The organism is Aeromonas sp. s5, from assembly GCF_040907865.1.
In the GTDB taxonomy this organism is placed as follows: domain Bacteria; phylum Pseudomonadota; class Gammaproteobacteria; order Enterobacterales; family Aeromonadaceae; genus Aeromonas; species Aeromonas dhakensis.
Genome location: NZ_JBFOCO010000027.1, coordinates 24,889 through 50,701 on the forward strand (window position 1 = coordinate 24,889; position 25,813 = coordinate 50,701).

The following is a 25,813-nucleotide window of genomic DNA, read 5'->3' on the forward strand; positions in this document are numbered from 1 at the left end:
AAATCGGGTTCAGAACAGGGTTTCCATTTCGCCGGCCCGGGCAACGGCCGCCTGCATGGCTTGCGCAGTCAGCGGCATCAGCCCCTGCTGCTGGAAGGTCTTGATCGCCTCGGCGGTGGTGCCGCCCTTGCTGGTCACCTGCTCGCGCAGGGTCTGCAGCGACAGCTCGGGATTCTGCTCGACCATGGCTGCCGCGCCAAGGGCGGTCTGCTGCACCAGCAGGCGGGCCTGCTCGGGGGAGAAGCCCATGGCCTCGGCCTCCTCGGCGATGGCCTGCATGAACAGGAAGAAGTAGGCAGGCGCACTGCCGGCCGCGGCGATGACGCCGTTGATGCCGGACTCCTGCTCCACCCAGAGGGTTTTGCCCACCGCCTGCATCATCTGCTCGGCCAGCTCACGATCGGCCTGCTCGATGCCGGGCGGGGCGTACAGCCCGGTCATGCCCAGCCCCAGCAGAGACGGGGTGTTCGGCATGGTGCGGATGATCCGGCCGTGGCCGCCCGCCATTTCGGCCAGCCGTGCCACCTTGATGCCGGCGGCGATGGAGATGAGCAGCTTGCCCTCCAGCGTGCCCAGCGCCGTCACCAGCGCGCTCAGCATGGCTGCCATCAGCTGCGGCTTGACCGCCAGCACGATCACTTCGGCCGCCCGGGCCGCCTCAGCGTTGTCCTGGGTGACGCGAATGCCGTAGTCGCCGGCCAGCGCATCCAACTTGGGCCGGCTGGGGTTAGCGGCAATGATCCGCTCGGCCGGGTAGCCCGCCTGAACCAGGCCGGCAATGATGCTGCGGCTCATGTTGCCAGCCCCGATAAAGGCGAGGGTTCTGTACTGCATCAAACACTCCTGTGATCTGAAAAAGGCAGAGCCCGCATGCACCGCATCACGGGCTCCTGCTCATGAATAGTCGCGGGCACCGAAGATGGCGGTACCGACCCGCACCATGGTGCTGCCGTGGCCGATCGCCAGTTCGAGATCCTCGGTCATCCCCATCGAGAGGGTGTCCACGCCCGGGTATTGTCGCGCAAGCTCGGTGAACAGAGTCTGCATGCGCACCATCTGGGCGGCCAGTACCGCCTCGTCGCTGGTATGCTCCGGAATGGCCATCAGACCGCGCAGCCGCAGCCGCTCGCAGCGGGAGACCAGCTCGGCCAGACGGAAAATCTCTTGTTCCGACGTTCCGGATTTACTGCTCTCTCCGCTAATATTGATTTGCAGACAGACATTTAGCGGCGCGAGCCCGGTCGGGCGCTGGTTGTTGAGGCGTTCGATCAGCTTCTCTCTGTCCACGCTCTGTACCCAGTCGAACCGCTCGGCCACCAGCTTGGACTTGTTCGATTGCAGCGGGCCGATAAAGTGCCACTCTATGTCTGTACAGGCCCCTTGCTCACGCAGGGTATCTATCTTGGTGGCCGCTTCCTGGGCGTAGGATTCGCCGAAGCGGCGTTGACCGGCGGCATAGGCCTCGCAAACGGCCTCCAGCGGTTTGGTCTTGCTGACCGCCAGCAGCTGGATGTGATCGCCGCGTCGGCCAGCCCGGCTGGCGGCTTGTACAATACGTTCCTTTACCTGAAGCAGGTGCTCGGCAATCTGGCTCATGTTTCGTTCGTGATCTTGTGATGGGAGAATGACAAATCTATGGATATCACAGAGTTATTGGCTTTCAGTGTAAAACATAAAGCCTCGGATCTACACCTCTCGGCCGGGGTTCCCCCGATGATCAGGGTTGATGGCGAGGTTCGCAAGATCAATTTGCCCGCCCTGGAGCACCGGGAAGTACACGCCCTCATCTATGACATCATGAACGACCACCAGCGCAAGGAACTGGAAGAGAACTTCGAGGTGGACTTCTCATTCGAGGTGCCGAACCTGGCCCGCTTCCGGGTCAACGCCTTCCAGCAGGCGCGCGGCTCCGGCGCGGTATTTCGGACCATCCCCAGCACAGTACTGAGCCTGGAAGATCTTGATGCCCCGGAGATCTTTCGCAAGATTGCCGAATACCCCCGCGGCCTGGTGCTGGTGACCGGTCCGACCGGTTCGGGCAAGTCCACTACCTTGGCGGCCATGGTCAACTACATCAACGAGAACTTCCATCACCACATCCTCACCATCGAGGATCCCATCGAATTCGTGCACGAAAACAAACGCTGCCTGGTAAACCAGCGGGAAGTGCACCGCGACACCAAGAGCTTCAGCAACGCCCTGCGCTCGGCGCTGCGGGAAGACCCGGACATCATACTGGTGGGCGAGATGCGCGATCTGGAAACCATTCGTCTGGCCATGACCGCGGCCGAGACCGGTCACCTGGTGTTCGGCACCCTGCACACCTCGTCGGCGGCTAAGACCATCGACCGGATCATCGACGTCTTCCCCGGTGCGGAAAAAGACATGGTGCGCTCCATGCTCTCCGAATCGTTGCGGGCGGTCATCTCCCAGACCCTGCTCAAGCGCATCGGCGGCGGCCGGGTAGCGGCTCACGAGATCATGATGGGTATTCCTGCCGTGCGAAACCTCATCCGGGAGGACAAGATCGCCCAGCTCTACTCGGTGATCCAGACCGGGATGACCCACGGCATGCAGACCATGGATCAGAGCCTCAAGCAGCTGGTGAGCCGCGGCATGGTGGCGGCGCTGGATGCCAAGGCCAAGGCGGTCGATCCCAACACCATCTAACCACGACGAATCTAGGGAAGGAGTCGTTATGAATCTGGATGCCCTGCTGACCGAGCTGGTCGCCCGCAAAGGCTCGGATCTGTTCATCACGGTCGGCACGCCGCCGACCCTCAAGGTCAACGGCCACCTGCAGTCACTGGCAGAAGCGCCACTCGACAAGGCAAGGGCACTGGCACTGGTGAAGGAGACCCTGAGCCCGGAGCACTTCGAACGCTACCTGCGCACCAAGGAGGCCAACTACGCCATCCACCGCGAGGAGCTTGGCCGTTTTCGGGTCAGCGCCTTCTGGCAGCAGGAGCTGCCCGGCATGGTACTGCGCCGTATCGAGACCCGCATCCCCACCTTCGACGAGCTGGCACTGCCCCCCATATTGCAGGAGATCGCCCTCGCCAAGCGCGGGCTGGTACTGTTCGTCGGTGCCACCGGCGCCGGCAAATCCACCACCCAGGCGGCCATGATCGGCTATCGCAACCAGCATGTGGACGGCCACATCCTGACGGTGGAAGATCCGGTGGAGTTCGTGCATCAGCACGGCCGCAGCCTGATCACCCAGCGCGAGGTGGGCATAGACACGGCGTCGTTCGACGTGGCGCTGAAGAGCTCACTGCGTCAGGCGCCGGACGTGATCCTGATCGGCGAAATCCGCAGCCAGGAGACCATGGAGTTTGCCCTGCAATTTGCCGAGACCGGTCACCTCTGTCTCGCCACCCTGCACGCCAACAATGCCAACCAGGCGCTGGACCGCATCCTGCACCTGGTGCCGCAGGAGAAACACCGTCAGTTCCTGTTTGATCTCTCCTTCAATCTGCGCGCCATCGTGGCCCAGCAACTGCTGCCCAGCCCGGATGGACGGCGTCGTTTTGCCGCCTTCGAGGTGTTGCTCAACACCCCGCTCATCACCGACATCATCCGCAAGGGGGAGATGCATCGGCTCAAGGAGGTGATGACCAAGTCCACCGAACTCGGCATGCAGACCTTCGATCAGGCGCTGTTCGCCCTGTTCTGTGCCGGCCAAATTGGCTACAGTGAGGCCCTTGCCCATGCCGACTCGGCCAACGACCTGCGACTGCTGATCAAGCTGTCGGGCCGAGAACAGCTGGGTTCAGGCACACTCGACAACGTTACCCTGGATGAATGAGGGGCGTGCGTCACCGCTATAAAGGATCGTTATGCTGATTGTGGTTTCCCCGGCCAAGACGCTGGACTACGAGTCGCCGCTGGTGACTTCCCGTTTCACCCAACCCGAGCTGCTGGACCACTCCGCCGAGCTGATCGGCCGCGCCCGCCAGTTGAGCCCAGACCAGATCGCCAGCCTGATGAAGATCAGCGACAAGCTGGCCGGCCTCAACGCCGCCCGTTTTGCCGACTGGCAGCCTGATTTCACCCCGGCCAACGCCCGTCAGGCACTGCTGGCCTTCAAGGGGGATGTCTACACGGGTCTGGCGGTGGAGGATTTCAGCGAGGCAGATCTCGACTTCGCCCAGGCCCACCTGCGCATGCTCTCCGGTCTCTACGGGGTGCTGCGTCCGCTCGATCTGATGATGCCCTACCGGCTGGAGATGGGCATTCGCCTCGACAACGCGCGCGGCAAGGATCTCTACCAGTTCTGGGGCGACATCATCACCGAACACCTGAACAAGGCGCTGGCCGCCCAGGGGGACGAAGTGCTGATCAATCTCGCCTCCGACGAGTACTTCAAGTCGGTACGCCCCAAGGCCCTGCAGGGGCGCATCATCACGCCGGTGTTCAAGGACGAGAAGAACGGACAGTTCAAGATCATCAGCTTCTACGCCAAGAAGGCGCGCGGCATGATGGCCCGCCACATCATCAAGCACAGACTCACCAAGGTAGAGCAGCTGACCGGGTTCAACGCCGACGGCTACTACTTCGTACCGGAAGAGTCCGACGCCAACACCCTGATGTTCAAACGCGCTGAAAATTAATTACGACCCGAGGGAACCAATTTCAGGATCCTCCAGTCTGAATAGGTGAATCCTCTGTTGTAAGCACTTTTTATTGGCCGACGTTTATGCGTCGGCTTTTTTCTGCCCGACATCCGGCCTATCAAACGCCAAAAAGCACAACGGCCATCCGGGGATGGCCGTTGTGGCGGGCAGGCTTACTTCTTTTTCTTCTTGGCAGACTTCTTCTTGTCGTCCTTCGGCTTTTTCTTCTTCACCGGCACTCGCGCCTCCTTGTGCTTGGGACGCAGCTCGTCGATCACCCGGCGCTTGAGGCGCTCTTCGGTGTAGCGTTCGATCTTGGCCACCATGGCCATGTCGTGGGCCTCCACCAGGCTGATGGCGCAACCGCGGTTGCCGGCGCGGCCGGTACGGCCGATACGGTGAACGTAAACATCGGCGCCGTAAGGCATGTCGTAGTTGATGACATGGCTGACATTGGGCAGGTCGATGCCGCGGGCGGCCACGTCGGTGGCGATAAGGAAGGGCACCTCCCCTTCATGGAACTTGCGGATCGACTCGATGCGCTTGGCCTGCTCCATCTCGCCACGGATCCAGGCGCAGGGCACGCCCGCCGCCTGCAGCTGGCCGGAGAGCTCCGCCAGCCGCTCGCGGGTCTTGACGAAGATGATGGCTTTCTGGGTTTCCGGGTTCTTCAGGATGTGCACCAGCAGGGCCAGCTTGTGGGCAGCGTCGTCGGCCAGGTGAACCCACTGGGTGATGGGGCGACGCTCGCTGCGCGGCGGCTCGGCGTGCAGCTCCACCGGCTCCTTGAGGATCTCGCTGGCGAACTTCTCGAGGCCTGCCCCTTCCAGGGTGGCAGAGAAGAGCATGGTGTGCTTGCGATAGCGCGCCTCTTCCACGATGCGGTTCACGTCCTTGATGAAGCCCATGTCCAGCATGCGATCCGCTTCATCCAGCACCAGCACCTCGATGTCGTGGCTCTCGAACTCCTCTTTCTCGATGTACTCGAGCAGACGACCCGGGGTGGCCACCACGATGTCGGTGGTCTTGGTCAGGGCCGGCAGCTGCTCTTCGTGGCTGACGCCGCCAATGATGGTCTCGATGCTGAGATTGGTGTGGGCAGCCAGCGCCTTGGCGTGAGCGGTCACCTGCAGCGCCAGCTCGCGGGTCGGGGTCAGCACCAGCATGCGGCAGGGGCCCGGCTTGCGGCGCGGGAAGTCCAGCAGATGCTGCAGGGCCGGCAACAGGAAGGCGGCGGTCTTGCCGGTACCGGTCGGGGCGGATGCCAGAATATCGCGGCCGTCCAGGGCTGGCTCCAGCACCATCTGCTGGATGGTGGTGGGGCGGGTGAAACCCATCTCGGCCAAGGCCCGGTTGAGGGCTGGATTCAGGTCGAAATCATCAAAGGACTGGCTCATGGCAATACTCGGTCATTAAGGAAACGGCAGATTATAGGCGATTATGTCGTCGGCTCCTATGGTGACTGTGCCTTAGCCGCTATAATCGCCGACCATTTTCTGCGAGGCGGGTACAGGACGGGAGTCGGATGGCACGAAACAGCGGTTTTACCTTCAAACAGTTTCACGTCGAGCACGATCGCTGCGCCATGAAGGTGGGCACCGACGGCATTCTGCTGGGCGCCTGGGCACCGCTCGGCAAGGCTCGCCGGATCCTCGACATTGGCACCGGCAGCGGCCTCATCGCCCTGATGCTGGCCCAACGCGGCCACGCCGACTGCCGCATCGATGCGGTGGAGCTGGATAAGCATGCGGCGCAGCAGGCCCGCGAGAACGCGGCCGCCTCTCCCTGGCCGCGGCGGGTCACCATCATAGAGAGTGCCATTCAGGGGTATCAGGCCGACCCTTACGATCTCATCGTCGCCAACCCCCCCTACTTCGTGGCGGGCCAGTCATTTCGCGATCCGGCCAGGGCGATGGCCCGCCATACCGGCGCCCTCGACAGCCATGCTCTGCTGGCCGCCTGCGACCGCTTGCTGGCTCCCGATGGCCAGGTCGCACTGGTCGTGCCGACGGTCATGGCCGATGAAATTTTATTCATTTCGGCGGATTATGATCTGCATGCCGTTTGTTATACAGCTGTTATCACCAGGGCGGGAAAAGAGGCAAATCGTGTTTTATTGCTACTTGGCAGAGGATTAAACAGGTGTGATAGGGGTGAAATTGTGATCCATTCTGCTGAGGGAACCTATTCCGACAGATATATCCAACTGACCAGGCCCTTCTATTTGAAGATGTAAATTTCGTCTTGAACTATTTTTTCACGCCATTATGCTGACTCCTAAACGAGCGCCCGCTCCAGACCAGCTCAAACCACTGGTTGCGATGAAAAAACAAGCGGGGCTCCTTTTTTTTACCCCTGAACAACGCCGGTCACCGACCAATAAAAAACTATAACAAGCAATAGTTTACAAGACAGACGAGGTTGAACTTGACGAAATCACTCACATTGTCCGACGTGCTCGGACTGGGCTTCATGACCTTCGCGTTCTATCTGGGCGCCGGTAACATCATCTTCCCGCCGCTGGCCGGCTACATGGCGGGTGAGCACCTCTCTCTGGCCATGCTGGGCTTCCTGGTGACCGCCGTGGGTCTGCCCCTCATCACCATCATTGCCGTCGCCAAGGCCGGCAACGGCTGGGCCGGCATGACCAAGCTGCTGCCGGCCGGCGTGGCCACCGCACTGGCCGTCGCCATCTACATCATCATCGGCCCGGCCTTCGCCGCCCCCCGTACCGGTCTGGTGGCCTACGAGATGGGCCTCAAACCCTTCATCGGCGACATGGGCCAAGCCGGCCTGTTTGCCTACACAGTGCTGTTCTTCGGGGTGGCCATCCTGGTCTCTCTGAATCAGGGCAAGCTGATGGACGCCATCGGCAAATACCTGACTCCGCTGCTGATGCTGTTGCTGCTGACTCTGGCCATCGGTGTATTCGTGGCGCCGCAAGGCTCCATGCCCGTCTCTTCCGGCGACTATCAGAACGGCCCCTTCGTGAAAGGGATCCTGGAAGGCTACAACACCATGGACACCCTGGCGTCCCTGATGTTTGGCGCCCTGATCGTCGACCTGCTGCGCCAGAAAGGCATCCAGGACTACCGTAGCCAGTTCAAGTACCTGGCCATTGCCGGCATCATCTCCGCCATCGGTCTCTCCGTGGTCTATGTCTCCCTGTTCCAGCTGGGCAATACGGCTGCCGGCGTCGCCACCGACGTCAGCAACGGCGGCGCCATCGTCAACGCCTACGTACTGAGCCTGTTCGGCCAGCCGGGTCAGTTCATCCTGGCCGCCATCATCACCCTGGCCTGCTTCACCACCGCCGTGGGTCTGATCTCCGCCTGCTCCGACTTCTTCCACAACCTCACCGGCATGAGCTACAAGAAGCTGGTGGTCTTGCTGGGCGTCATCTGCGCCGTGGTGGCCAACGTGGGTCTGAGCCAGCTCATCAGCCTCTCCATCCCGGTGCTGGTCGCCATCTACCCGGTTGCGGTTGCGCTGGTACTGGTCACCTTCCTGAAGGGTTACTTCGGTCGTCCGCGCCTGGTGTTCCGTGGCGTGTTGATGGTTGCCTTCCTGTTTGGCTGCCTGGACGGCCTGGGTGCCGCCGGCATGAAGATGGATGCCTTCGCCTTCCTGCCGCTGTTCGACAAGGGCCTGGCCTGGTTGCTGCCGACCCTGCTGGCCTGTGGCCTCGGGATGCTGGTACGTTCCGGCGAGAAACTGGCTGCCGAAGCCGCCTGATTTCGCTCCCGCCCATGTCAAAGAGCCTGCCTTGTGCAGGCTCTTTTGTTTGTGTGCCATCTCGCCCGGCATGGTTTCCTGCCGGCTATGCCATGCTGACCTCCCCTTTCCCGCTCCGCCCTCTCGCTTCCGCCAACTGCAGTTCTATCGGTGATTTATTCTGGCCAACTAAATTGTTTCAAGATATTAATGTGTGATTGAGATCAAATATCTCTTCTTTATGCTCAAGATGGTACTCCTGTGACGATCTTCCGATGGCACAGGAGAGGGAAGCATTGTTATCCGGTTATCTGCCAGGCAGTGGGTGCAATCAACAAGAACAAGCTGATAAGGCAGATGAGGTCAGGTTTGACGAAATCACTGAAGTTGTCCGACATATTCGGACTGGGTTTTATGACGTTTGCGTTCTATCTAGGGGCAGGCAACATCATTTTTCCACCGCTGGCCGGCTTCATGGCCGGTGAGCATCTGCTGGCCGCCATGGTCGGTTTTCTGCTGACGGCGGTGGGCCTGCCCCTGCTGACCCTGGTCGCCGTTGCCAGAGGCAGCGCCGGACAGGGCAGCAGTGGCTGGACGGCGATGACCCGCCATCTGCCGACCTGGGCAGCCACGGCGCTGGCCATTGCCATCTACATCATCATGGGGCCGGCCTTCGCCACCCCCCGTACCGGCCTGGTGGCTTATGAAATGGGGCTCAAGCCCTGGCTGGGTGACGCCGGCCAGCACGGTCTGCTGCTCTACAGCCTGCTCTTCTTCACACTGGTGATCCTGGTATCGCTGAACCGAGGCAGGCTGCTGGATGCGGTGGGCAAATACATGACCCCTGTCTTGATGGTGATGCTGCTGATCCTGGCGATCGGGGTCCTGGTTGACCCGCAAGGCACCCAGCCAGAGGCCAGTGGTGACTATACGGATACGCCGCTCATCAAGGGCATGCTGGAGGGGTACAACACCATGGATACCCTCGGCTCCCTGATGTTTGGCGCCCTCATCATCGGCCTGCTGCAACGCAGGGGGATCGAGGACTACCCGAGCCAGTTCAAGTACCTGACCATCGCAGGGCTCATCTCGGCGGTTGGTCTCTCGGCGGTCTACATCTCCCTGTTCTACCTCGGCAACAGCGCAGCAGGCGTGGTGACCAGCGTCGACAATGGCGGCGCCATCGTCAACGCCTATGTGCTGAGCCTGTTTGGCCACTCCGGTCAGTTGATCCTGGCCGCCATCATTACCCTGGCCTGCTTCACCAGCGCGGTCGGCCTGCTCTGCGCCAGCGCCGACTACTTCCACGGTCTGGCCGGCTGGACATACCGCAAGTGGGTACTGCTGATGGGATGCGTCTCCATCCTGGTGGCCAACGTCGGGCTGAGCCAGCTCATCAGCCTCTCCATTCCGATCCTGGTCGCCATCTATCCGGTCGCCATCGCGCTGGTGCTGGTCACCTTTGCTCAGGGCCGTTTCGGTCGACCACGGCTGGCGTTTCGCGCCGTGCTGCTGGTGGCTTTTCTGTTCAGCTGCCTGGACGGGCTGGGCGCTGCCGGCATGCAGATGGATGCGTTCGCCTTCCTGCCGCTGTTCGACAAGGGGCTAGCCTGGTTGCTGCCGACCTTGCTGACCTGCGGCCTCGGCATGCTGCAACGCCCCCGCGAGGCGCTGGCGGCAGAAGCCGCTTGACCCGTCAGCCAATAACGAAAGAGGCCAGTATCAGCTGGCCTCTTTCGTTGGGCGGGGTCTGCCGTTACAGCAGAGGATCCGGTTTGGGTTTGCCGGCCAGTCCGTACCAGTGGGTCTCCACTCGCCCGGCATGCCACTCAAAGGTTCCCCAGGGCTGTGCTGCCTGCCAACGCGGAAAATTCACGAGCACCCGGTTGTCTTCGTACTTGTAGAGCGAGGTGGTGATCTCGATGTCAGAGAGGATAAGCAGCAGGGCCCAGCCGATGAAGAACCATTTCAGCGCTTTCCACATAGGGTTACTCGAAGCAGATTTCGATGGTTGCCCGACCGTAATCTGATTCAAACGGCATCATGATCTTGGTGCCGTCGGCACGATGGGTGATGGTGTGGTTGATACCGGAGACGATGATGGGAGTCGCCATGTCGAATTCATACCCCTTCTCCCCCAGCATGCGCTTGGCACCGCCGGTCACCATGTTGGTGATCTCGCCCACCATGTCGGTCACCTCTTCATTGATGGTGGCCGGCGCCTCGCCCAGCATGCGGCGCATGATCTCCAGTGCCAGCCCCTTCTCGAAACTGATGGAGAGGGATCCCCGGGTCTGCGGGCCGACCATGCCGATGAGGCCGGAGACATCACCGCGCGCCAGCTCGTCCATCTTGCGCTTGGGTTTGCCCGGCTTGAGCTCAAGCTGTGCCATGGTGGAGAGCACATTGAGCAGGGAGAGCAGGAACGGGTTTACAAAATCAGCCTTCATGTTGACTTCCTACAGTGGGCGTACAGCGAGCACATTGGCCATGTGCCTCAATCGTCTTATTGGTAATAGTAAAGCCATGCAACTTGGCTTGCTCGGAAAACGCGCCATCGATCGCCGGATCATGCAGCTCGACCACCTCGCCGCACTGGTCACAGATGAGCAACTGCATCGGGTGGGCATGGTCGAAGTGACAGCAGAATATGAAGGCGTTGAGCGACTCCACCTTGTGGGCAAAACCCTGTTCGAGCAGAAAATCGAGCGCCCGATAAACGGTCGGCGGCTTGGCGTGGGCCTCTGTCTGTTGCAACTGGGCCAACAAATCATAGGCGCTGATGGCATTGCCATGGGCAGCCAGCAGCCTGAACACCTGACGCCGAGTAGGGGTGAAGCGGATCCCGCGTTGTTCACAGAGTCGTTCGGCTCGTTGTAAAAGTTGGTCTTGATTCATGATCACGCAATTACCCTTTTTATTAGCCGGATACTATCACAGGGCCCCCTTTGGCGCGGTGACAAAATTCATTTTCTGGGGCTGCCTCACGTTGTGGTAAAATCCGCCCCCTTTGTTTAGCCAACCCGGATGATTTTTATGCAGGCGCAGCGTTTTTCCATCGCCCCCATGCTGGACTGGACCGATCGGCATTGCCGTTATTTCCATCGTCTGATGACTCGCCAGACCTTGCTCTATACCGAGATGGTGACCACCGGAGCCATCATCCACGGCAAGGGTGATTACCTGGGATACAGCGAGCAGGAACATCCCATCTCCCTGCAACTGGGTGGCAGCAATCCGGCCGATCTTGCACGCTGCGCCAAGCTGGCCGAGGAGCGTGGCTATGACGAGGTAAACATCAACGTTGGCTGCCCCTCCGATCGGGTACAGAACGGCCGCTTCGGCGCCTGCCTGATGGGTGAGCCCGCACTGGTGGCCGACTGCGTCAAGGCGATGCGCGATCTGGTCGATATTCCGGTAACGGTGAAGACCCGCATCGGCATCGACGATCAGGACTCCTACGAATTTCTGCAGGCCTTCATCGAACAGGTGCGCGACGCCGGTTGCGATACCTTCATCGTCCATGCCCGCAAGGCCTGGCTGAGCGGTCTGAGCCCCAAGGAAAACCGCGAGATCCCGCCGCTCGACTATCCCCGCGTCTACCGGGTCAAACAGGATTACCCGGATCTCACCATCGCCATCAACGGCGGTGTCACTTCCCTTGAACAGACCCTCGAGCACCTGCAACACCTGGATGGCGTCATGATGGGGCGCGAGGCCTATCAGAACCCCTACATTCTGGCGCAGGTGGACAATCTAGTATTCGGCCAGAACAAGGCCGTGCCGAGTCGCCACGAGGTGGTGCGGATGATGCTGCCCTATATCGAACAGGAGCTGGCCAAAGGCAACTATCTATCCCACATGACCCGCCACATGTTGGGGCTGTTCCAGAACATGCAGGGGGCTCGAGCCTGGCGCCGTCACCTGAGCGAAAATGCCTGCAAGCCCGGAGCAGATATCCAGGTGGTGCTGGATGCCATGGCCAAGGTGCCAGAATTCGCCGCCACCGAGGCGGCGGAGTAACCATGTACCGCTTCACCGGTTCCTGGCTGCACAAGGCCATCGTCCGGCTCTGCGCCGGTCTGCTCGCCATCCTGGGCGTCAAGCTCAGCGCCTTCTACTTCATCGGCCTGCTCATCGTGCTGGGGTTGCATCGGGACCAGCTGCTCGACTGAGTTCGCCCTACGTCGACCAATAAAAAAACCGGCAACACTGGGTGTTGCCGGTTTTTTTATTGTCTCTTCAGCCTCGCTAATCGCCTTTGTCCACGAACTGCAGCTCGGGCGCCCTGGAGGTCAGCACATCGGCGCAGTAATCCCAGGTCGAGATGCGATAGTGCTGCAGATCCTCATCCAGGTGCAGGCCGTCCGACTCCTGATGGAACCAGCTGGCAAACCGGGACGGGGTGATGAGCTGGATCTGCTCCTCGATGGCATGACTATCCTTGCCCTCGGCCAGATCGCAATCCTCCATGACCCGCACCGCGAAGATATGCCGGAAATAGACCCGACACAGGATCTGCGGCGGCAGATCGATGCTGCGAGCCCTGCCCAGCATGATGGTGAGGGAATCGCTCCAGATATCCTGATGAAGTTCGGCCACGACCAGGCCCGGGGGGAGTTGGCGGGACGGAGCCCAAGGTACGGCAACCTGCCGAATGGCATTTTTCTGTTCCATCATCCACCTCACTACAGCGCACGCCATATCTTGAGTGTATCTGAAACAATTTCCGCTGACGATGGCAATAAAAAACCCGGCTGGCGCCGGGTTTTGGGGGATTACTTGACGGCGTCTTTGAGCGCCTTGCCTGCCACAAAGGACGGCACATTCGCGGCTGCAATCTGGATCTCTTTACCAGTTTGCGGATTGCGACCGGTACGGCCAGCGCGATGGTTCACCTTGAAGGTACCAAAACCCACCAACTGCACAGCATCACCTTCTTTCAGGCTCTGGGTAATACCATTGATGATCTCTTCCAGAGCAACTTTGGCCTGAGCTTTGCTCAGATCTGCTTTGGCTGCAATTGCATCGACAAGTTGAGCTTTGTTCATAACATTTCCTTTATGATCGGGCATTTAGCACCGGGCCACTCTATTCAAAAAAAAACACTCAGGCAAAGGCTTTATCAGCCGGATTGGCTTGAATGCTGGGGTTTTCATCAAGATCTGCGGAAATAGTCACATATCTCGCCCCTTCGTGATCGTAATTGACGGGAAGAGGAGAGCAAATGATGGTGCCTTGTAACCAAAACACCACCCGGTGTAACAATATCCCCATGCCCCTATTGACGGTCAACCGGATTTTCCCTAGTTATAGGAAGGTGTCGTCAGTCCATAAAAAGGCCGGAGGCCTGTCACGATAGCACTCCATGCCTATGCCCCACGGAGGGAGTATGTTAACTGAACTGGAACAAACCAAACGCGCATTGGCAGGAAAGCACAGAGCTATCGATGACTGGCTGGACGCCAGACAGGCACTGCTGGTCGAGTACATGCGCCTCGCCGGCTTGAAACCCACCCGCAACAGCAAGCAGCGCTCGCTCCCGGGCCATGTGGAACTGCAAAGTTTCTGCGAACAGCTGGTCGACTACGTCAGCGCCGGCCACTTCGAGATCTACCACCATGTGGTAACCGCTTTCGAACAGGCCAGCGGCGACAAGCTGGAGCTGGCCAAGCGCATCTACCCCCATATCCGCGCCTGCACCGAGTTTGCGCTGGAGTTCAACGACAAGTACAGCAACGCGGACGAGGCCCAGATGCTGCTGCTGGATGAAGACTTGAACCAGCTTGGCCCCGTGCTGGAAGATCGTTTCAAGCAGGAAGATCGGCTGATCAAGGCACTGCAGGTAGTAGAGTCACTCAGCGCCCAGCAGGTTTGATATCCAATTTCGGAGCCAGTTCAAGATCCTGATGTGCAAGGTGCATTACACTCTATGTCATGACCTCTAGCACCCGTACCTATTGCTGACAGGAGATGAGAATGTCCGAGCGTCGCCGTTTTTCACGGATCCTTTACTTGACCATGGCCGATCTCGTCCAGGGCGATAAAAAATGGCGGACCCAGCTGGTCGATATTTCCCTGCAAGGCGCCCTGCTGATCCGGCCCGATGACTGGGAAAGCAATGACGACAAAGAGTATTCACTCAGCTTCGTGCTGAGCGGCAGTGACATCGAGATCAAGATGCAGGTCATGCTGACCCATGAAGCCAGCAAGAAGCTTGGGTTCTACTGCCACCATATCGATATCGACAGCGCCACCCATCTCAAGCGGATGATCGAACTCAACGTCGGCGATGAAGAGTTGCTGCACCGGGAGCTGGAACAGCTGCTGAGCGAGCATCTCGAACACCCCCACCCCTGAATCACTGCCCCCATCACCCAATAAAAAGGAGCGCCCGTTGCGCTCCTTTTTGTTGCCCGTCCGCGAACCCTGTTCTGCTTACAGCGCCTCCAGGGCATCGGCCAGCTTCTTGACCGGCACCACTTCCATGCCCTCGATGGGATGCTTGGGGGCATTGGCGTGCGGCACTATGGCACGGCGGAAGCCATGCTTGGCCGCCTCCTGCAGCCGCTCCTGGCCGGACGGCACGGGCCGGATCTCGCCGGACAACCCCACCTCGCCGAACACCACCAGATCCTTGGGCAGGGAGTGATCGCGAAAACTGGAGACCATGGCCAGCAACAGGGCCAGATCCGCACTGGTCTCCTCTACCTTGACCCCGCCGACCACGTTGATGAAGACATCCTGATCCGCCATCTGCAGCCCGCCGTGGCGATGCAGCACTGCCAGCAGCATGGCGAGCCGGTTGTGATCCATCCCCACCGCCACCCGACGCGGATTGGAGAGCTGGGAGTAGTCCACCAGCGCCTGCAACTCCACCAGCAGCGGACGCGTGCCCTCCCAGATCACCATCACGATGGAGCCGGGCGCCTGCTCCTCACCGCGGCTGAGGAAGATGGCGGAAGGGTTGCTCACTTCCCGCATCCCCTGCCCCGTCATGGCGAAGACCCCCAGCTCGTTGACCGCCCCGAAGCGGTTCTTGTGGGAGCGCAGGGTGCGAAAGCGGGAGTCGTGGCTGCCGTCGAGCAGCACGGAACAGTCGATGCAGTGCTCCAGCACCTTGGGACCGGCCAGGGTGCCATCCTTGGTCACGTGGCCCACCATGAAGATGGCGACATGATTCTGCTTGGCATAGCGGGTCAGCAGGGCGGCCGCTTCCCGCACTTGGGAGACGGACCCCGGCGCCGACTGCACATCCGCCACATGCATCACCTGAATGGAGTCGATGACCATGATCTGCGGCTGCTCCTGCTGGGCAATCAGGCAGATCTGCTCGACCGAGGTCTCCGACAGCATGCGCAGCTTGTCGGTGGGCAGGCCGAGACGCGATGCCCGCATCGCCACCTGCTGCAACGACTCCTCACCGGTGACGTACAGGGTCTTCATCCGCTCGGCCAGGCCACACATGGTCTGCAGCAACAGGGTCGACTTGCCCGCCCCCGGGTTGCCACCGATCAGGATGGCCGACCCCGGCACCACGCCGCCGCCAAGCACCCGATCCAGCTCCTTGAAGCCGGAAGAGAAACGGGGGATCTCGGTGGTGGCGATCTCCGCCAGCGTCTGCACCTGGCTGCCGACGGCGCCGGCATAGCCGCTGTAGCGGGCGCTCTTGCCCGGGGTCACCGAGCCGAGACGCACCTCGCTGATGGTGTTCCACTCCTTGCACTCACTGCACTGGCCCTGCCAGCGTGTGAAGTCGGCGCCACATTCGGTACAAACATAGGCAGTTTTGTTTTTGGCCATGGATAACTCGGGGACAGGATGAATTCCTGCTTGATATACTTGTTTGCGACCGACAGATCAAACCCAGAATCGGAAAAGTGACTTTCCGTGGCAGGAACACATGGAATCAGAACAACAACAGCACCTGATTGAACAACTTATTCCTCTGCTCAGAGAAAAGGATTTCGATGACATCTTCAATCGCCTGACCCAGGACGAGAACAGCAACAGCCGTTTTCTGATCAAGATGGAGCTCAAACGCAAATGCACCCCCTGCCGCCGGGTCATCGACATGCGCGACGAGCTGGGCGATGAGTGCCTGGTGCACGAGTTCGAAGGGATCACCCATTTCATGCCGGCCGAGGCCATCGGCCTGTTCCAGTCCCAGTGCTACCTCTACAAGGATGACTACACCCTGGGGGTCTACGAAGCGCTGCAATACTGGCAAAAATACCAGCATGGCAAGAACGACGGCCAACTCCAGCCCCCCGTCAGCCCGTTTCGCCAGTACGATGTCAATCCCATCTCCTTTGCCAGCTACTATGGCCGGCGCCAGGAGCGGATGCACTTCAGCTCCCCCGTGGTGATCAAGTTCGCCGATGGCGACAAGCTGTTCGCCAAGAGTTCCGATCTCTCTCTGGGCGGGATCCGGGTTTCGGTGCCCTATCTGCCCAACTACCAGACCGGCGCTCAGGTCGAGGTGTTCTTCACCGGGCTGGAGCGGGATCACCCAAACCCGGTCCTGCACCATTCGGTCAGCTACCAGATCCTCGGGGAAGAGAGCAAGGAGGGGAAATACTGGCTCAGGCTGATCAAGACCGGCGAACACCCGGCCTTCGACCAGTTTCTGAACGATTTCATCGAGAGCAACAAGAGCCGCTACCGGGTCAGCGTCGACTACCTGCTCTCCGCCGCCATCATCAAGGGGTATGAGCAGTTCTACCTGCCGCGCATGACCGGCATGCCGCTGTTCTTCGGCTCGGGCGACAGTCCCAGCCTCGAGATCGCCCTGCGTACCGAGAACAACCAGCATATCCTGGAGTATTGGCGCGACGCCAAGAACCGCGACATGCTCGCCAGCCTGTTCTCGGCCACCCGCATGCAGGCCCTGTTGCCAGCGAAGGGAGAATTGAAAGAGACCCTGATCTACTGCTTTACCCACTCGGTGCGCAGCCACCTCTACTTCTTCTCCGCCACCCGAGAGGAGCTGCTGCAAAGCGGCCTGATGTCGCTCTTCTTCCAGGTCGGGACCCGTCGCCCCAGCTGGCGGGTCTACAAGTTCAGTCTGGAACGCTGCGACCTGCACGAGGCCGATCTGGCCAGTCAGCAGGGCAAGGAGAGCCCCCAGCTGCAGGACATGCTGCTGCAGGAGCGGCTCAAGCAGATAAGCTACGTCGGTCTGCTGCAGCAAGTCGGCCTCGACAGCCAGCGGGAAGAGTTCCAGTTCGACGCTTCCAGCCAGCACAACGCCAACGAGCTGCAACGCTTCGGTCACGACAGCAGTGCCGCCCCCTTCGAGATCGAGACGCTGCACTATGTCCAGCTGCGCAAGGAGGCTCGCTACATCCACAAGACTGCCGTCGCCATCAAGCACAATGGCCGGGCCTGGCTCGGCTGGACCCGCGACATCTCGGCCCACGGCATGCAAATCGAGCTGGAAGAGCCGTTCGAGGGAGCGAAGGACGACATAGTCACCATCGCCCTGCCGCGCCTGCAGGAACTCTCCAAGAGCATGGATCTGCAACGCCTCCCCTACCGGCTGGTCAGCATCAACCTGACCCGCACCGTGCTGCATCTGTGCATTGAGGGGGATCCCGAGCGCCACACCGGCCGCCAGTTCTTCAAGCTGCTGATCGAGAGCAACCAGAACAAGCTCAAAGCGGCCCAGGAGCAGCGCCGTTATCGCGGTATGGCGCGGGCACTGCGCAACATCTATACCCACCACGTCTTCTGCACCCCGGTCTACATCAATAAGCTCAAGGGGGCGCCCAAGCCGGCCTCGGTCGGCCATGCGCCGCAGCCGCGCAGCCTGTCGCGGCTGCTCAAGGCCTGTGCCGAGCAGGGCGATCAGGACAACCTCTACCCGCTGTTCCAGGGGGAGTTGCTCAAGCAGCTCATCATGAACCCGCTGCGGGCCATCGAGCGCGAGGATCAGCCCCAGGAGGAGGAGGTCTATATCGCCAGTCTGCAGACGGCGACCGGTCTGCCCATCTTCACCAGCCGGCTCGCCAGCAGCTTCCAGAACGTGGCGGAGAAGCGCAGCTTCATCGAGCAGGCACTGCGCCAGGGGGAGTTCTACTCGGTGCTGGTCGGCATCTCCCGTACCGGTCGCCCCGATACCAACTTCATCGCCAACGAGCTGGACTACATCGCCAAGTTCGCCATTCACAAGGCCAAGAAGCTGGAAGAGGAGCTGTGGAGCGTGGTGGGGGTTGGCGAGCTGACCGATACCAGCCAGGCAACTCTGTTCCGGCTCGGCATCACGGCGCCCATCAAGTAAAGAAGAGGGGGCCGACTCGAAACGGCGCTACACCAAGCAGCAAACAATGGCGGACCCAGGGTCCGCCATTGTTTTTCGCATTCTTGTGGCTACCAGCCCCCCGGGGGTTCCCCCATCAGGCCGCCTGCGGGTTGAGCAGCCATTCGAGGATCTGCGGGAAGTGATCCTCCTGCGCCTGAGGTGCAGTCAGCATGTTGATGTGGTCGTAATCGAGCCGGTTGCCGTTGTCCCGGCCGAGCCGGGTATGGCGTGCGGCCGAGCCCATCTCGGCGCTGAAGCGGCGCACGTCGGTCGGGTGACCCAGCACCTTGTCCGCCTTGGCCGAGATCATCCAGAGCGGCGGCCAGTTGACCCGGGCGGCCGCCTCGTCATAGGCGAACCCGTCGCAGGGATCCTGCCAGGGGCCACACTTGACCCAGGGGATGGTCTCCTGCAGGTAGCGCAACGGCTCGTCATCCGCCCCTATCTTCAATCTGCGCGCAGCCAGAAAGCCGTTGCGGCTGGCCAGCCAGGGGGCCAGCCGGTTCCAGATCAGATCCACCTTCAGCCAGCGCTCCGGATTTTGTACCGACACGCCGCGCTTGGTGCCAAAGAACACCAGGCTGGCCACCTGCTCCGCCAGCTCGGGAAAACGCACCAGGGTCGACGCCATGATGACGCCGCCCCAGGAGTGGGCCATCCAGTGCAACTTGAAGCCGGCATGACGGGCGGCAATCCAGCGGTGCAAGGCGGGCAGATCCTCGGTGATGAGCTCATGCTGGCCATGTCCGGCCTGCTCGGCAATGGCCGGCGTGCTAAGCCCCCGCCCGCGCAGATCGGCCACATAGACCTGATAGCCGTGGCGGGCCAGAAAACAGGCCAGCCCCTTGCCCGACTCGGTATAGAAGATGCGCCCGTTCTCGATGGCGCCGTGCACCATCAGGATCGGCTCGCCATGTACCGCGACCCGCGGCTGAATGTGGCGAACGTGCAGCCGATGTTCGCCGCAGGGAATAAACAGGGATTGCTGTAGCAGTTCCATTTTGAGACTACGTCCTCCGTGACGTGGGGTTGAGTCCAGCCCTAGTGAGCTCAGCGCCTATCCCAGCGCTGCTGGCGGCAGGCAAGGGCACCGAGCAGGCAGATCACCCCTTCCAGATCGTGGTGGTTGAGGGTGGCCGCCGCCTGGGCCCGCACCAGCGGTTTAGCATGGATGGCGATGCCGAGCCCGGCCACCCCCATCATCTTGAGATCGTTGGCACCATCGCCGACAGCCACGGTCTGGCCAGTGGCGATGCCGTACTCCCGGGCCAGCTGCTGCAGCACCTCGGCCTTGACGGTGGCATCGACGATGCGCCCGCTCACCTTGCCGGTCAGCTGCTGCCCCGCCACCGCCAGCTCGTTGGCGAAGATGGCGTCCAGCCCCAGCTCCCGCTGCAACTGGCCGGCAAAACGGGTGAAACCACCGGAGGCGATCGCCACCTTCCAGCCAGCCAGCTTGAGAGTGTCGACCATCAGTTGCAGGCCCGGCATCCAGGGCATGTTGGCCGCCACCTCGTCGAGAATGGTGACCGGCGCCCCCTCCAGCAGGGCGACCCTGGCCCGCAGGCTGTCGGAAAACTCCAGCTTGCCCTGCATGGCGGCCGCCGTGACCGCCGCTACCTGCTCGCCGACCCCGGCCAAGCGGGCAATCTCGTCGATGCACTCGATGCGGATGGCGGTGGAGTCCATGTCCATCACCAGCAAACCGGGCTCGGCCAGGCTGGGCAGGGCCGGCAGATGACACAGATCGATATCCCACTCCTCCCCCTTGAGCGTCTGTACCAGAGCGGGTGAGAAGCGATCCGTGCCCAGCAGCAGCAGGGGTACGCCGGCCTGCATGGCGGGCGGATAGAGCCGCGCCTGCAGCCCGTGCCGCGCCAGCAGCCCGGCCAGCCTGCCGAGATGGTGGCCGCCAAGGGCCCGACCGAACAGCACCAGCCAGGCGCCATCCAGCGCACTGGCGGCGGGCAGCAGCGCCTGTGGCGTCGCCTCCCACCAGGGGGCGCCGGACAGGCACTCGGGCCACTCTGAAATATCTGCGGGCAATTGGGACAACAACATAGGGATAACGCCTTCCTTGGTGATCATGGGGTTAACAAAACTGGCCCAGAGTAGCGTATTGCTTTTTGTACAGGCAAGCGCCAAGATCCCGCCACTCCTTGTCAGCAAAAGGCTCAACGCTTGCGTCATCTCCCCATCAAACGTGTGCTCAGTCTGGGTGCCGGTGTCCTGCTCGGACTCTGGGTACTCGCCGTGCTCATTCATATGCAGGGCGAGAGCCAGGCCTCGCTGCACAGCGAGGCGCGCAACCGGGCCCAGGCACTGGTGGCCTATGCCGCCAGGGACATGAAACGCTGGATCAAGGAGGAGAAAAACAGCGAGCTGGAGCGGCTGGCCCGGGATCTGGCCGCCGAACCCGAGATCCTCGATGTCACCCTCTACGATGCCCGCGGCATTCCCCTCGCCCAGTCGGACAATGCAGTGCCGCTGGACAGCCTGCTGCCCATCGGCGACAACAACAAGTCGGTCCCCGAGCAGGGCAAGGGGCGCATCCAGTTCGTGCAGGAGATCCTGGATGGGGAGCAGACGCTGGGCTATCTGCGCATTACCCTGGAGGAGCAGCAGATGCTGGCGGACAAGGACACCCGGCTCAAGGTGGTGCAGGAGAAACAGCGGCTGATGCTGCTGGTCGCCCTGCTGGCCGGGCTGCTCATCTCCTACGGGGTGCGCCGCAACTACATGCGGGTGCGCAAGCACAAGAAGAAAAGCAAACCGGTCGAACCGCAATAAGACGGTGCGACCTCATCGCCTTGTATACAACCCAGGCAATGCCACCAGCAGGAGCGCTGTATGATTGCCCCCCCTCTTCCTCTGGATGAAGAGAGCCGACTGGAACGGCTCCGCATCCTGGGCTTGCTTGACCGCGAGCCCATCGACCAGCTGGATCGCCTGACCCGGCTCATCACCCGCCATTTCTCGCTGCCCATCGCCATGGTCTCGTTGACCGACGTGAACCGGCAGTGGTTTCTCGCCCGCACCGGGGTCACCCTGTGCGAGATCAGCCGGGAGCACTCCTTTTGCGGCCACGCCATCCTGCGCCCCGACATCATGCAGGTGCAGGATGCCAGACTCGACCCGCGCTTTGCCGACAACCCGCTGGTGACGGGCGAGCCCCACGTGGTCTTCTATGCCGGCCGGCCACTGCGGGCGCTGGACGGCGTGGTGCTCGGCACCCTCTGTCTGGTGGATCATGCAGCGCGCCACCTCGACCAGGAGGCCTGTCGCGATCTCGACGACTTCGGCCGCCTGGTGGAGAACACCCTGCACGATCTGGAAAGGCGCCATCAGGTGCGCAGCCTCAACCAGGTGCTGGAGGACAAGGAACACCTGTTCACCCTCACCTTCAACCAGTCCTCGGTGGGCATGGCCCTCTCGTCGGTCGAAGGACGCTGGCTGCGGGCCAACCCGGGGCTGGAGCGACTGCTCGGCTACAGCGAACAGGAGATGCTGACGCGAACCTGGCACGCCATGACCCACCCCGAGGATCTGCCGCGCGAGCTGGCCCTGTTCACCGCCCTGCTCGTGGGGCAGCGGCAGGACTACCGGCTGGAGAAGCGGATGATCCGCGCCGACGGCAGCCTGTGTTGGGTCCAGCTCAGCGTGACTCTGTGCCAGAGCCGCACCATGGCCCCCCACATGATCGCCGTATTTGCCGACCTCACCGAGCGCAAGCAGGTCGAGGCCGAACTGCTGCAACTGCAGCAAGGGCTCGAGCAGCAGGTGCGTGAGCGCACCCGCGAGCTGTCGAGCACGGTGGAGCAACTGCATCGCGAGATGCAGGAGCGCGGCGCCGTGCAGCAACGCCTGTGGCAGGAGCAACGCCGGCTGCAACACATGCTGGAGCACACCAGCAACGCCTTCCTCGAGCTCGACGAGGCGCTGGTCATTACCGGCTGGAACCCGGCCTCCACCACCCTGCTCGGCTGGCACCCCGAGGAGATGCTGGGACGCCCCCTGCCCACCCTGCTCGGCAGCGCTCACCCTCTGCTGGCGCTGCTGACCCATCCCGAGCGCGCACAGCGCCGCCTGGAGTGCGACATCGGCACCCGCAGCGGTCGCCAGGTCCCGGTCGAGGTGAGCGCCGAGCGCTACCAGTTCGACGGCAAGGTGCGCCTCGCCCTGTTCCTGCACGACATCAGCGCCCGCCGCCAGGTGCTGGCGGAAATCGAGCGCGGGCGGGCCCGGTTGCGGGCCATCACCGACGGCCTGCCGGTCACCATCAGCATGGTCTCGCCCGAGGGGCGCTACCTGTTTGCCAACCAGGCCTACTGTCGCTACTTCGGGCTGGATCCCGAGCGGATACGGGAGATGAGCGTGCGGGAGGTGATCGGCGAGGCGGCCTACGGCCGGGCCATCGCCCATCTGGAGCAGGCCCTCGCCGGCGAGCAGGTGAGCTTCGAAAACCGCTTTGAGCTGCCCATAGGCCCACGGGATCTCAGGATCACCATGATCCCGAGCCGGGGCGACGAACCAGGGGTCTACATCCTCGGCAGCGACATCACCGAGTTCAAGGCGCTGCAGAACCAGCTGGAGCACGAGGCGGCCCACGACCCCCTCACCGGCCTGCCCAACCGGCGCGCCTTCACCCTGCGCCTCTCCCGTGAGCTGGAGCGGGTGCGCCAGAATGCCGAGACTCTGGGTCTGCTGTTTCTCGATCTCGATGGCTTCAAGCGGATCAACGATCAGCTCGGCCACCATGTCGGCGACGCCCTGTTGCAGCGCTTCGCAGGCGTGCTGAGTGCCGAGGTGCGCCCCGGTGACATGGTGGCGCGCCTGGCCGGCGACGAGTTCACCATCATACTGCCGGCCCTGCGCCAGCCGGAGCTGGAGCTGCCCGCCCTGTGCGAACGTCTGCTGGCGGCCATGGCGGTACCGGCCGACGTGGCCGGCCACCAGCTGCCCCTCGCCGGCAGCATCGGCGGAGCCATCTGCCATTCGGGCCAGTATTGTCACATCGACGACCTGCTGCACCGGGCCGACAGCGCCATGTACCGGGCCAAACAGGCCGGCAAGGGGCGCTTCGCCCTCGACCTCTGATCTGTCATCCTTGAAATGCAAAACGGCGGCCCGAGGGCCGCCGTTTTCATTATTCATGCGCGAAGGGGATTAGTTGTCGCCCAGCAGGACGGAATCCAGCGCGATTTCGATCATGTCGTTGAAGGTCAGCTGACGCTCTTCAGAGGTGGTCTGCTCACCGGTACGGATATGGTCGGAGACGGTGCAAATGGTCAGTGCGCGAGCACCGTACTCTGCGGCCACACCGTAGATGCCGGCGGCTTCCATCTCGACACCCAGGATGCCGTATTTTTCCATGACGTCGAACATGGAGGGGTCCGGGGTGTAGAACAGGTCGGCGGAGAAGATGTTACCGACGCGCACGGCAACGCCCTTGTTCTTGGCGGCCTGTACGGCATTGGCAACCAGATCGAAGTCGGCGATGGCGGCGAAGTCGTGATCCTTGAAGCGCAGACGGTTCACCTTGGAGTCGGTGCAGGCACCCATGCCGATCACCACGTCACGCAGCTTCACGTCTTCACGCACGGCACCGCAGGAGCCAACGCGGATCAGGGTCTTCACGCCGTAATCGGTGATCAGCTCTTTTGCATAGATGGAGCAGGACGGGATGCCCATGCCGTGGCCCATGATGGAGATGCGACGACCCTTGTAGGTGCCGGTGAAACCGAACATGTTGCGCACGTCGCACACCTGTTCGACGTTCTCCAGGAAGGTTTCGGCGATGTACTTGGCGCGCAGGGGGTCGCCCGGCATCAGCACGGTGTCAGCAAAGGCGCCATCTTTCGCATTGATATGAGGAGTTGCCATTCTCTTGATTCCTTCACACTAGGTTGAGTTTTATTGTCTTTATTGGTTGCCCGCCGCCGAGGCGACGGGCGGGTAACTTACAGGAAGCTGGTACCGTACGCCAGTTTGGGCAGACCGTGGTACGCCGCGATGCTCTGGCCGATGTCGGCAAAGGTCTCGCGACGACCGACGGAACCGGCCTTGACCGGCTTGCCGTAGAACAGCACCGGGATGTACTCGCGGGTGTGGTCGGTGCCGCTCCAGGTCGGGTCACAGCCGTGGTCGGCGGTCAGCACCACCACGTCGCCATCCTGCATCAGCTCGAACAGCTCCGGCAGGCGGGAGTCGAAGTACTCCAGCGCATCGGCGTAGCCCTTCACGTCGCGACGGTGACCGTAGGAGGAGTCGAAGTCGACGAAGTTGGTGAAGACGATGGTCTGGTCACCGGCCGCTTTCACCTCTTCCAGGGTTCTGTCCCACAGCTCGGTCAGACCCGTGCCCTTCACCTGCTTGGTGATGCCCTGCTGGGCATAGATGTCGGCGATCTTGCCGATGGAAACCACCTGGCCGCCCGCTTCCTTCATGTAGTCCAGCACGGTCGGTGCCGGCGGCAGCACGGAGTAGTCGTGGCGGTTGCCGGTGCGCTTGAAGTTGCCCTTGCCGCTGCCCACAAACGGACGCGCGATGACGCGGCCGATGTTGTAGGGCTCCAGCAGCTCGCGCACGATGTGGCACAGCTCATAGAGCTTCTCGAGGCCGTAGGTCTCTTCGTGGCAGGCGATCTGGAACACGGAGTCGGCGGAGGTGTAGAGGATCGGCTTGCCGGTGCGCATGTGCTCTTCGCCCAGATCATCCAGCACCTGGGTACCGGAGGCGTGGCAGTTGCCCAGATACCCGGGCAGACCTGCCTTCTCGACGATGGCATCCAGCAGCTCCTGCGGGAAACTGTTGTGGTGATCCTTGAAGTAGCCCCACTCGAACAGCACGGGCACGCCGGCAATTTCCCAGTGACCGGACGGGGTGTCCTTGCCGGAGGAGAGCTCCTGGGCAAAGCCGTAGGCACCGACTACCTCGACGTCCTTGTTCAGGCCGGCCGGGAAGGTGCCGCTGGCGAGTTCACCCGCGTGGCCCAGACCCAGCTTGCTGAGGTTCGGCAGATTGAGGGCGCCACGCCCCTCCAGTTCGCCGGCGGCACAGGCCTTGGCGATATGGCCAAGGGTATTGGCGCCCACATCGCCGAACTTGTCGGCGTCGGCGGCTGCGCCAATGCCGAAAGAGTCCATCATCAGAATAAAGGTACGTTTCATGGGACTTCCCC

At 61.7% G+C, this 25,813-nt stretch carries 27 protein-coding genes; 13 read left to right on the forward strand and 14 right to left on the reverse strand.

The features are described 5' to 3' along the window. Positions 1–9: 9 nt before the first annotated feature. Together proC and AB5Y94_RS16135 are read right to left on the reverse strand one after the other, a co-directional pair. Complete coding sequence (proC, locus tag AB5Y94_RS16130; RefSeq protein WP_019838902.1) at positions 10–834, reverse strand: pyrroline-5-carboxylate reductase; 825 nt, start codon at positions 832–834, stop codon at positions 10–12. 60 nt (positions 835–894) lie between these two features. After that, on the reverse strand, positions 895–1,596 hold the full coding sequence (locus AB5Y94_RS16135; protein WP_010636180.1) for a YggS family pyridoxal phosphate-dependent enzyme: 702 nt from the start codon (positions 1,594–1,596) through the stop codon (positions 895–897). Positions 1,597–1,635: 39 nt separating this feature from the next. Here AB5Y94_RS16135 and tapT point away from each other — a divergent pair, with 39 nt between their 5' ends. Genes tapT through yaaA form a run of 3 tightly spaced genes read left to right on the forward strand, consistent with a single transcriptional unit; the run spans position 1,636 to position 4,613 of the window. Beyond that, on the forward strand, positions 1,636–2,670 hold the full coding sequence (gene tapT, locus AB5Y94_RS16140; protein ID WP_005305010.1) for a type IVa pilus ATPase TapT: 1,035 nt from the start codon (positions 1,636–1,638) through the stop codon (positions 2,668–2,670). A 28-nt stretch (positions 2,671–2,698) separates the two neighbouring features. Continuing rightward, complete coding sequence (tapU, locus tag AB5Y94_RS16145) at positions 2,699–3,808, forward strand: type IVa pilus ATPase TapU (RefSeq protein WP_010636179.1); 1,110 nt, start codon at positions 2,699–2,701, stop codon at positions 3,806–3,808. 31 nt (positions 3,809–3,839) lie between these two features. Continuing rightward, positions 3,840–4,613 carry a peroxide stress protein YaaA gene (gene yaaA / locus AB5Y94_RS16150; protein ID WP_017783834.1) on the forward strand — a complete coding sequence of 258 codons (774 nt, stop codon included), beginning with the start codon at positions 3,840–3,842 and terminating at the stop codon, positions 4,611–4,613. A gap of 176 nt (positions 4,614–4,789) precedes the next feature. Here the strand turns inward: yaaA and srmB are convergent, their stop codons facing one another. After that, a complete protein-coding gene (srmB, locus tag AB5Y94_RS16155; RefSeq protein WP_010636177.1) occupies positions 4,790–6,013 on the reverse strand; it encodes an ATP-dependent RNA helicase SrmB in 1,224 nt (407 codons plus the stop codon). A 128-nt stretch (positions 6,014–6,141) separates the two neighbouring features. Here srmB and AB5Y94_RS16160 point away from each other — a divergent pair, with 128 nt between their 5' ends. From AB5Y94_RS16160 to brnQ (AB5Y94_RS16170), 3 genes are all read left to right on the forward strand, one after another. Continuing rightward, a complete protein-coding gene (locus AB5Y94_RS16160; protein ID WP_368206158.1) occupies positions 6,142–6,852 on the forward strand; it encodes a tRNA1(Val) (adenine(37)-N6)-methyltransferase in 711 nt (236 codons plus the stop codon). A 191-nt stretch (positions 6,853–7,043) separates the two neighbouring features. Further along, a complete protein-coding gene (gene brnQ, locus AB5Y94_RS16165; RefSeq protein WP_005305030.1) occupies positions 7,044–8,351 on the forward strand; it encodes a branched-chain amino acid transport system II carrier protein in 1,308 nt (435 codons plus the stop codon). A gap of 393 nt (positions 8,352–8,744) precedes the next feature. Continuing rightward, positions 8,745–10,022, forward strand: coding sequence for a branched-chain amino acid transport system II carrier protein (gene brnQ, locus AB5Y94_RS16170; protein WP_368206159.1), 1,278 nt, complete (start codon positions 8,745–8,747; stop codon positions 10,020–10,022). Between the two features lie 64 nt (positions 10,023–10,086). Here the strand turns inward: brnQ (AB5Y94_RS16170) and AB5Y94_RS16175 are convergent, their stop codons facing one another. Genes AB5Y94_RS16175 through zur form a run of 3 tightly spaced genes read right to left on the reverse strand, consistent with a single transcriptional unit; the run spans position 10,087 to position 11,228 of the window. Further along, a complete protein-coding gene (locus tag AB5Y94_RS16175; protein ID WP_005305036.1) occupies positions 10,087–10,314 on the reverse strand; it encodes a hypothetical protein in 228 nt (75 codons plus the stop codon). Between the two features lie 4 nt (positions 10,315–10,318). Continuing rightward, entirely contained in the window at positions 10,319–10,780 is a 462-nt protein-coding gene (locus AB5Y94_RS16180; RefSeq protein WP_019838909.1) for a chemotaxis protein CheX, read from the reverse strand. Beyond that, positions 10,770–11,228, reverse strand: a complete 459-nt coding sequence (zur, locus tag AB5Y94_RS16185; RefSeq protein ID WP_005305041.1) for a zinc uptake transcriptional repressor Zur — start codon at positions 11,226–11,228, stop codon at positions 10,770–10,772. Before zur ends, AB5Y94_RS16180 begins: the two co-directional genes overlap by 11 nt. Before the next feature lie 138 nt (positions 11,229–11,366). On the opposite strand from zur, the gene dusA reads away from it, so the two are divergent. Both dusA and AB5Y94_RS16195 read left to right on the forward strand, forming a co-directional pair. Further along, positions 11,367–12,353 carry a tRNA dihydrouridine(20/20a) synthase DusA gene (gene dusA, locus AB5Y94_RS16190; protein WP_005305046.1) on the forward strand — a complete coding sequence of 329 codons (987 nt, stop codon included), beginning with the start codon at positions 11,367–11,369 and terminating at the stop codon, positions 12,351–12,353. 2 nt (positions 12,354–12,355) lie between these two features. Continuing rightward, complete coding sequence (locus AB5Y94_RS16195) at positions 12,356–12,505, forward strand: hypothetical protein (protein WP_214454713.1); 150 nt, start codon at positions 12,356–12,358, stop codon at positions 12,503–12,505. Between the two features lie 76 nt (positions 12,506–12,581). On the opposite strand, the gene AB5Y94_RS16200 is transcribed toward AB5Y94_RS16195, so the two are convergent. The 3 genes from AB5Y94_RS16200 to AB5Y94_RS16210 form a co-directional block, all read right to left on the reverse strand. Next, complete coding sequence (locus tag AB5Y94_RS16200; protein ID WP_010636148.1) at positions 12,582–13,007, reverse strand: hypothetical protein; 426 nt, start codon at positions 13,005–13,007, stop codon at positions 12,582–12,584. Positions 13,008–13,108: 101 nt separating this feature from the next. Beyond that, complete coding sequence (gene hupA, locus AB5Y94_RS16205; protein WP_005305063.1) at positions 13,109–13,381, reverse strand: nucleoid-associated protein HU-alpha; 273 nt, start codon at positions 13,379–13,381, stop codon at positions 13,109–13,111. Positions 13,382–13,439: 58 nt separating this feature from the next. After that, positions 13,440–13,607 (reverse strand): hypothetical protein, encoded by a 168-nt coding sequence (locus AB5Y94_RS16210; protein ID WP_368206160.1) that lies wholly within the window; start codon positions 13,605–13,607, stop codon positions 13,440–13,442. Between the two features lie 115 nt (positions 13,608–13,722). Here AB5Y94_RS16210 and AB5Y94_RS16215 point away from each other — a divergent pair, with 115 nt between their 5' ends. Then, positions 13,723–14,208: an Rsd/AlgQ family anti-sigma factor gene (locus AB5Y94_RS16215; RefSeq protein ID WP_005305066.1), complete on the forward strand. Its 486-nt coding sequence runs from the start codon at positions 13,723–13,725 to the stop codon at positions 14,206–14,208. Between the two features lie 101 nt (positions 14,209–14,309). Next, complete coding sequence (locus AB5Y94_RS16220) at positions 14,310–14,690, forward strand: PilZ domain-containing protein (protein ID WP_005305070.1); 381 nt, start codon at positions 14,310–14,312, stop codon at positions 14,688–14,690. Between the two features lie 78 nt (positions 14,691–14,768). Here the strand turns inward: AB5Y94_RS16220 and radA are convergent, their stop codons facing one another. Beyond that, a complete protein-coding gene (gene radA, locus AB5Y94_RS16225) occupies positions 14,769–16,133 on the reverse strand; it encodes a DNA repair protein RadA (RefSeq protein ID WP_005305075.1) in 1,365 nt (454 codons plus the stop codon). A 100-nt stretch (positions 16,134–16,233) separates the two neighbouring features. On the opposite strand from radA, the gene AB5Y94_RS16230 reads away from it, so the two are divergent. Further along, positions 16,234–18,612 carry a PilZ domain-containing protein gene (locus AB5Y94_RS16230; RefSeq protein ID WP_368206162.1) on the forward strand — a complete coding sequence of 793 codons (2,379 nt, stop codon included), beginning with the start codon at positions 16,234–16,236 and terminating at the stop codon, positions 18,610–18,612. Between the two features lie 115 nt (positions 18,613–18,727). On the opposite strand, the gene AB5Y94_RS16235 is transcribed toward AB5Y94_RS16230, so the two are convergent. Together AB5Y94_RS16235 and serB are read right to left on the reverse strand one after the other, a co-directional pair. Continuing rightward, positions 18,728–19,633, reverse strand: coding sequence for an alpha/beta fold hydrolase (locus AB5Y94_RS16235; RefSeq protein ID WP_368206163.1), 906 nt, complete (start codon positions 19,631–19,633; stop codon positions 18,728–18,730). 50 nt (positions 19,634–19,683) lie between these two features. Next, positions 19,684–20,694: a phosphoserine phosphatase SerB gene (gene serB, locus AB5Y94_RS16240; RefSeq protein ID WP_368206164.1), complete on the reverse strand. Its 1,011-nt coding sequence runs from the start codon at positions 20,692–20,694 to the stop codon at positions 19,684–19,686. A 120-nt stretch (positions 20,695–20,814) separates the two neighbouring features. On the opposite strand from serB, the gene AB5Y94_RS16245 reads away from it, so the two are divergent. Both AB5Y94_RS16245 and AB5Y94_RS16250 read left to right on the forward strand, forming a co-directional pair. Further along, the gene (locus tag AB5Y94_RS16245) at positions 20,815–21,423 is read left to right on the forward strand and encodes an AhpA/YtjB family protein (RefSeq protein ID WP_005305087.1); all 609 of its coding nucleotides are present in this window, start codon (positions 20,815–20,817) and stop codon (positions 21,421–21,423) included. 60 nt (positions 21,424–21,483) lie between these two features. Then, positions 21,484–23,730: a PAS domain S-box protein gene (locus AB5Y94_RS16250; RefSeq protein WP_368206165.1), complete on the forward strand. Its 2,247-nt coding sequence runs from the start codon at positions 21,484–21,486 to the stop codon at positions 23,728–23,730. 69 nt (positions 23,731–23,799) lie between these two features. Here the strand turns inward: AB5Y94_RS16250 and deoD are convergent, their stop codons facing one another. Next, a complete protein-coding gene (gene deoD, locus AB5Y94_RS16255) occupies positions 23,800–24,516 on the reverse strand; it encodes a purine-nucleoside phosphorylase (RefSeq protein ID WP_005305092.1) in 717 nt (238 codons plus the stop codon). A gap of 77 nt (positions 24,517–24,593) precedes the next feature. Continuing rightward, positions 24,594–25,802, reverse strand: a complete 1,209-nt coding sequence (locus AB5Y94_RS16260) for a phosphopentomutase (protein ID WP_010636141.1) — start codon at positions 25,800–25,802, stop codon at positions 24,594–24,596. Positions 25,803–25,813: the final 11 nt, after the last annotated feature.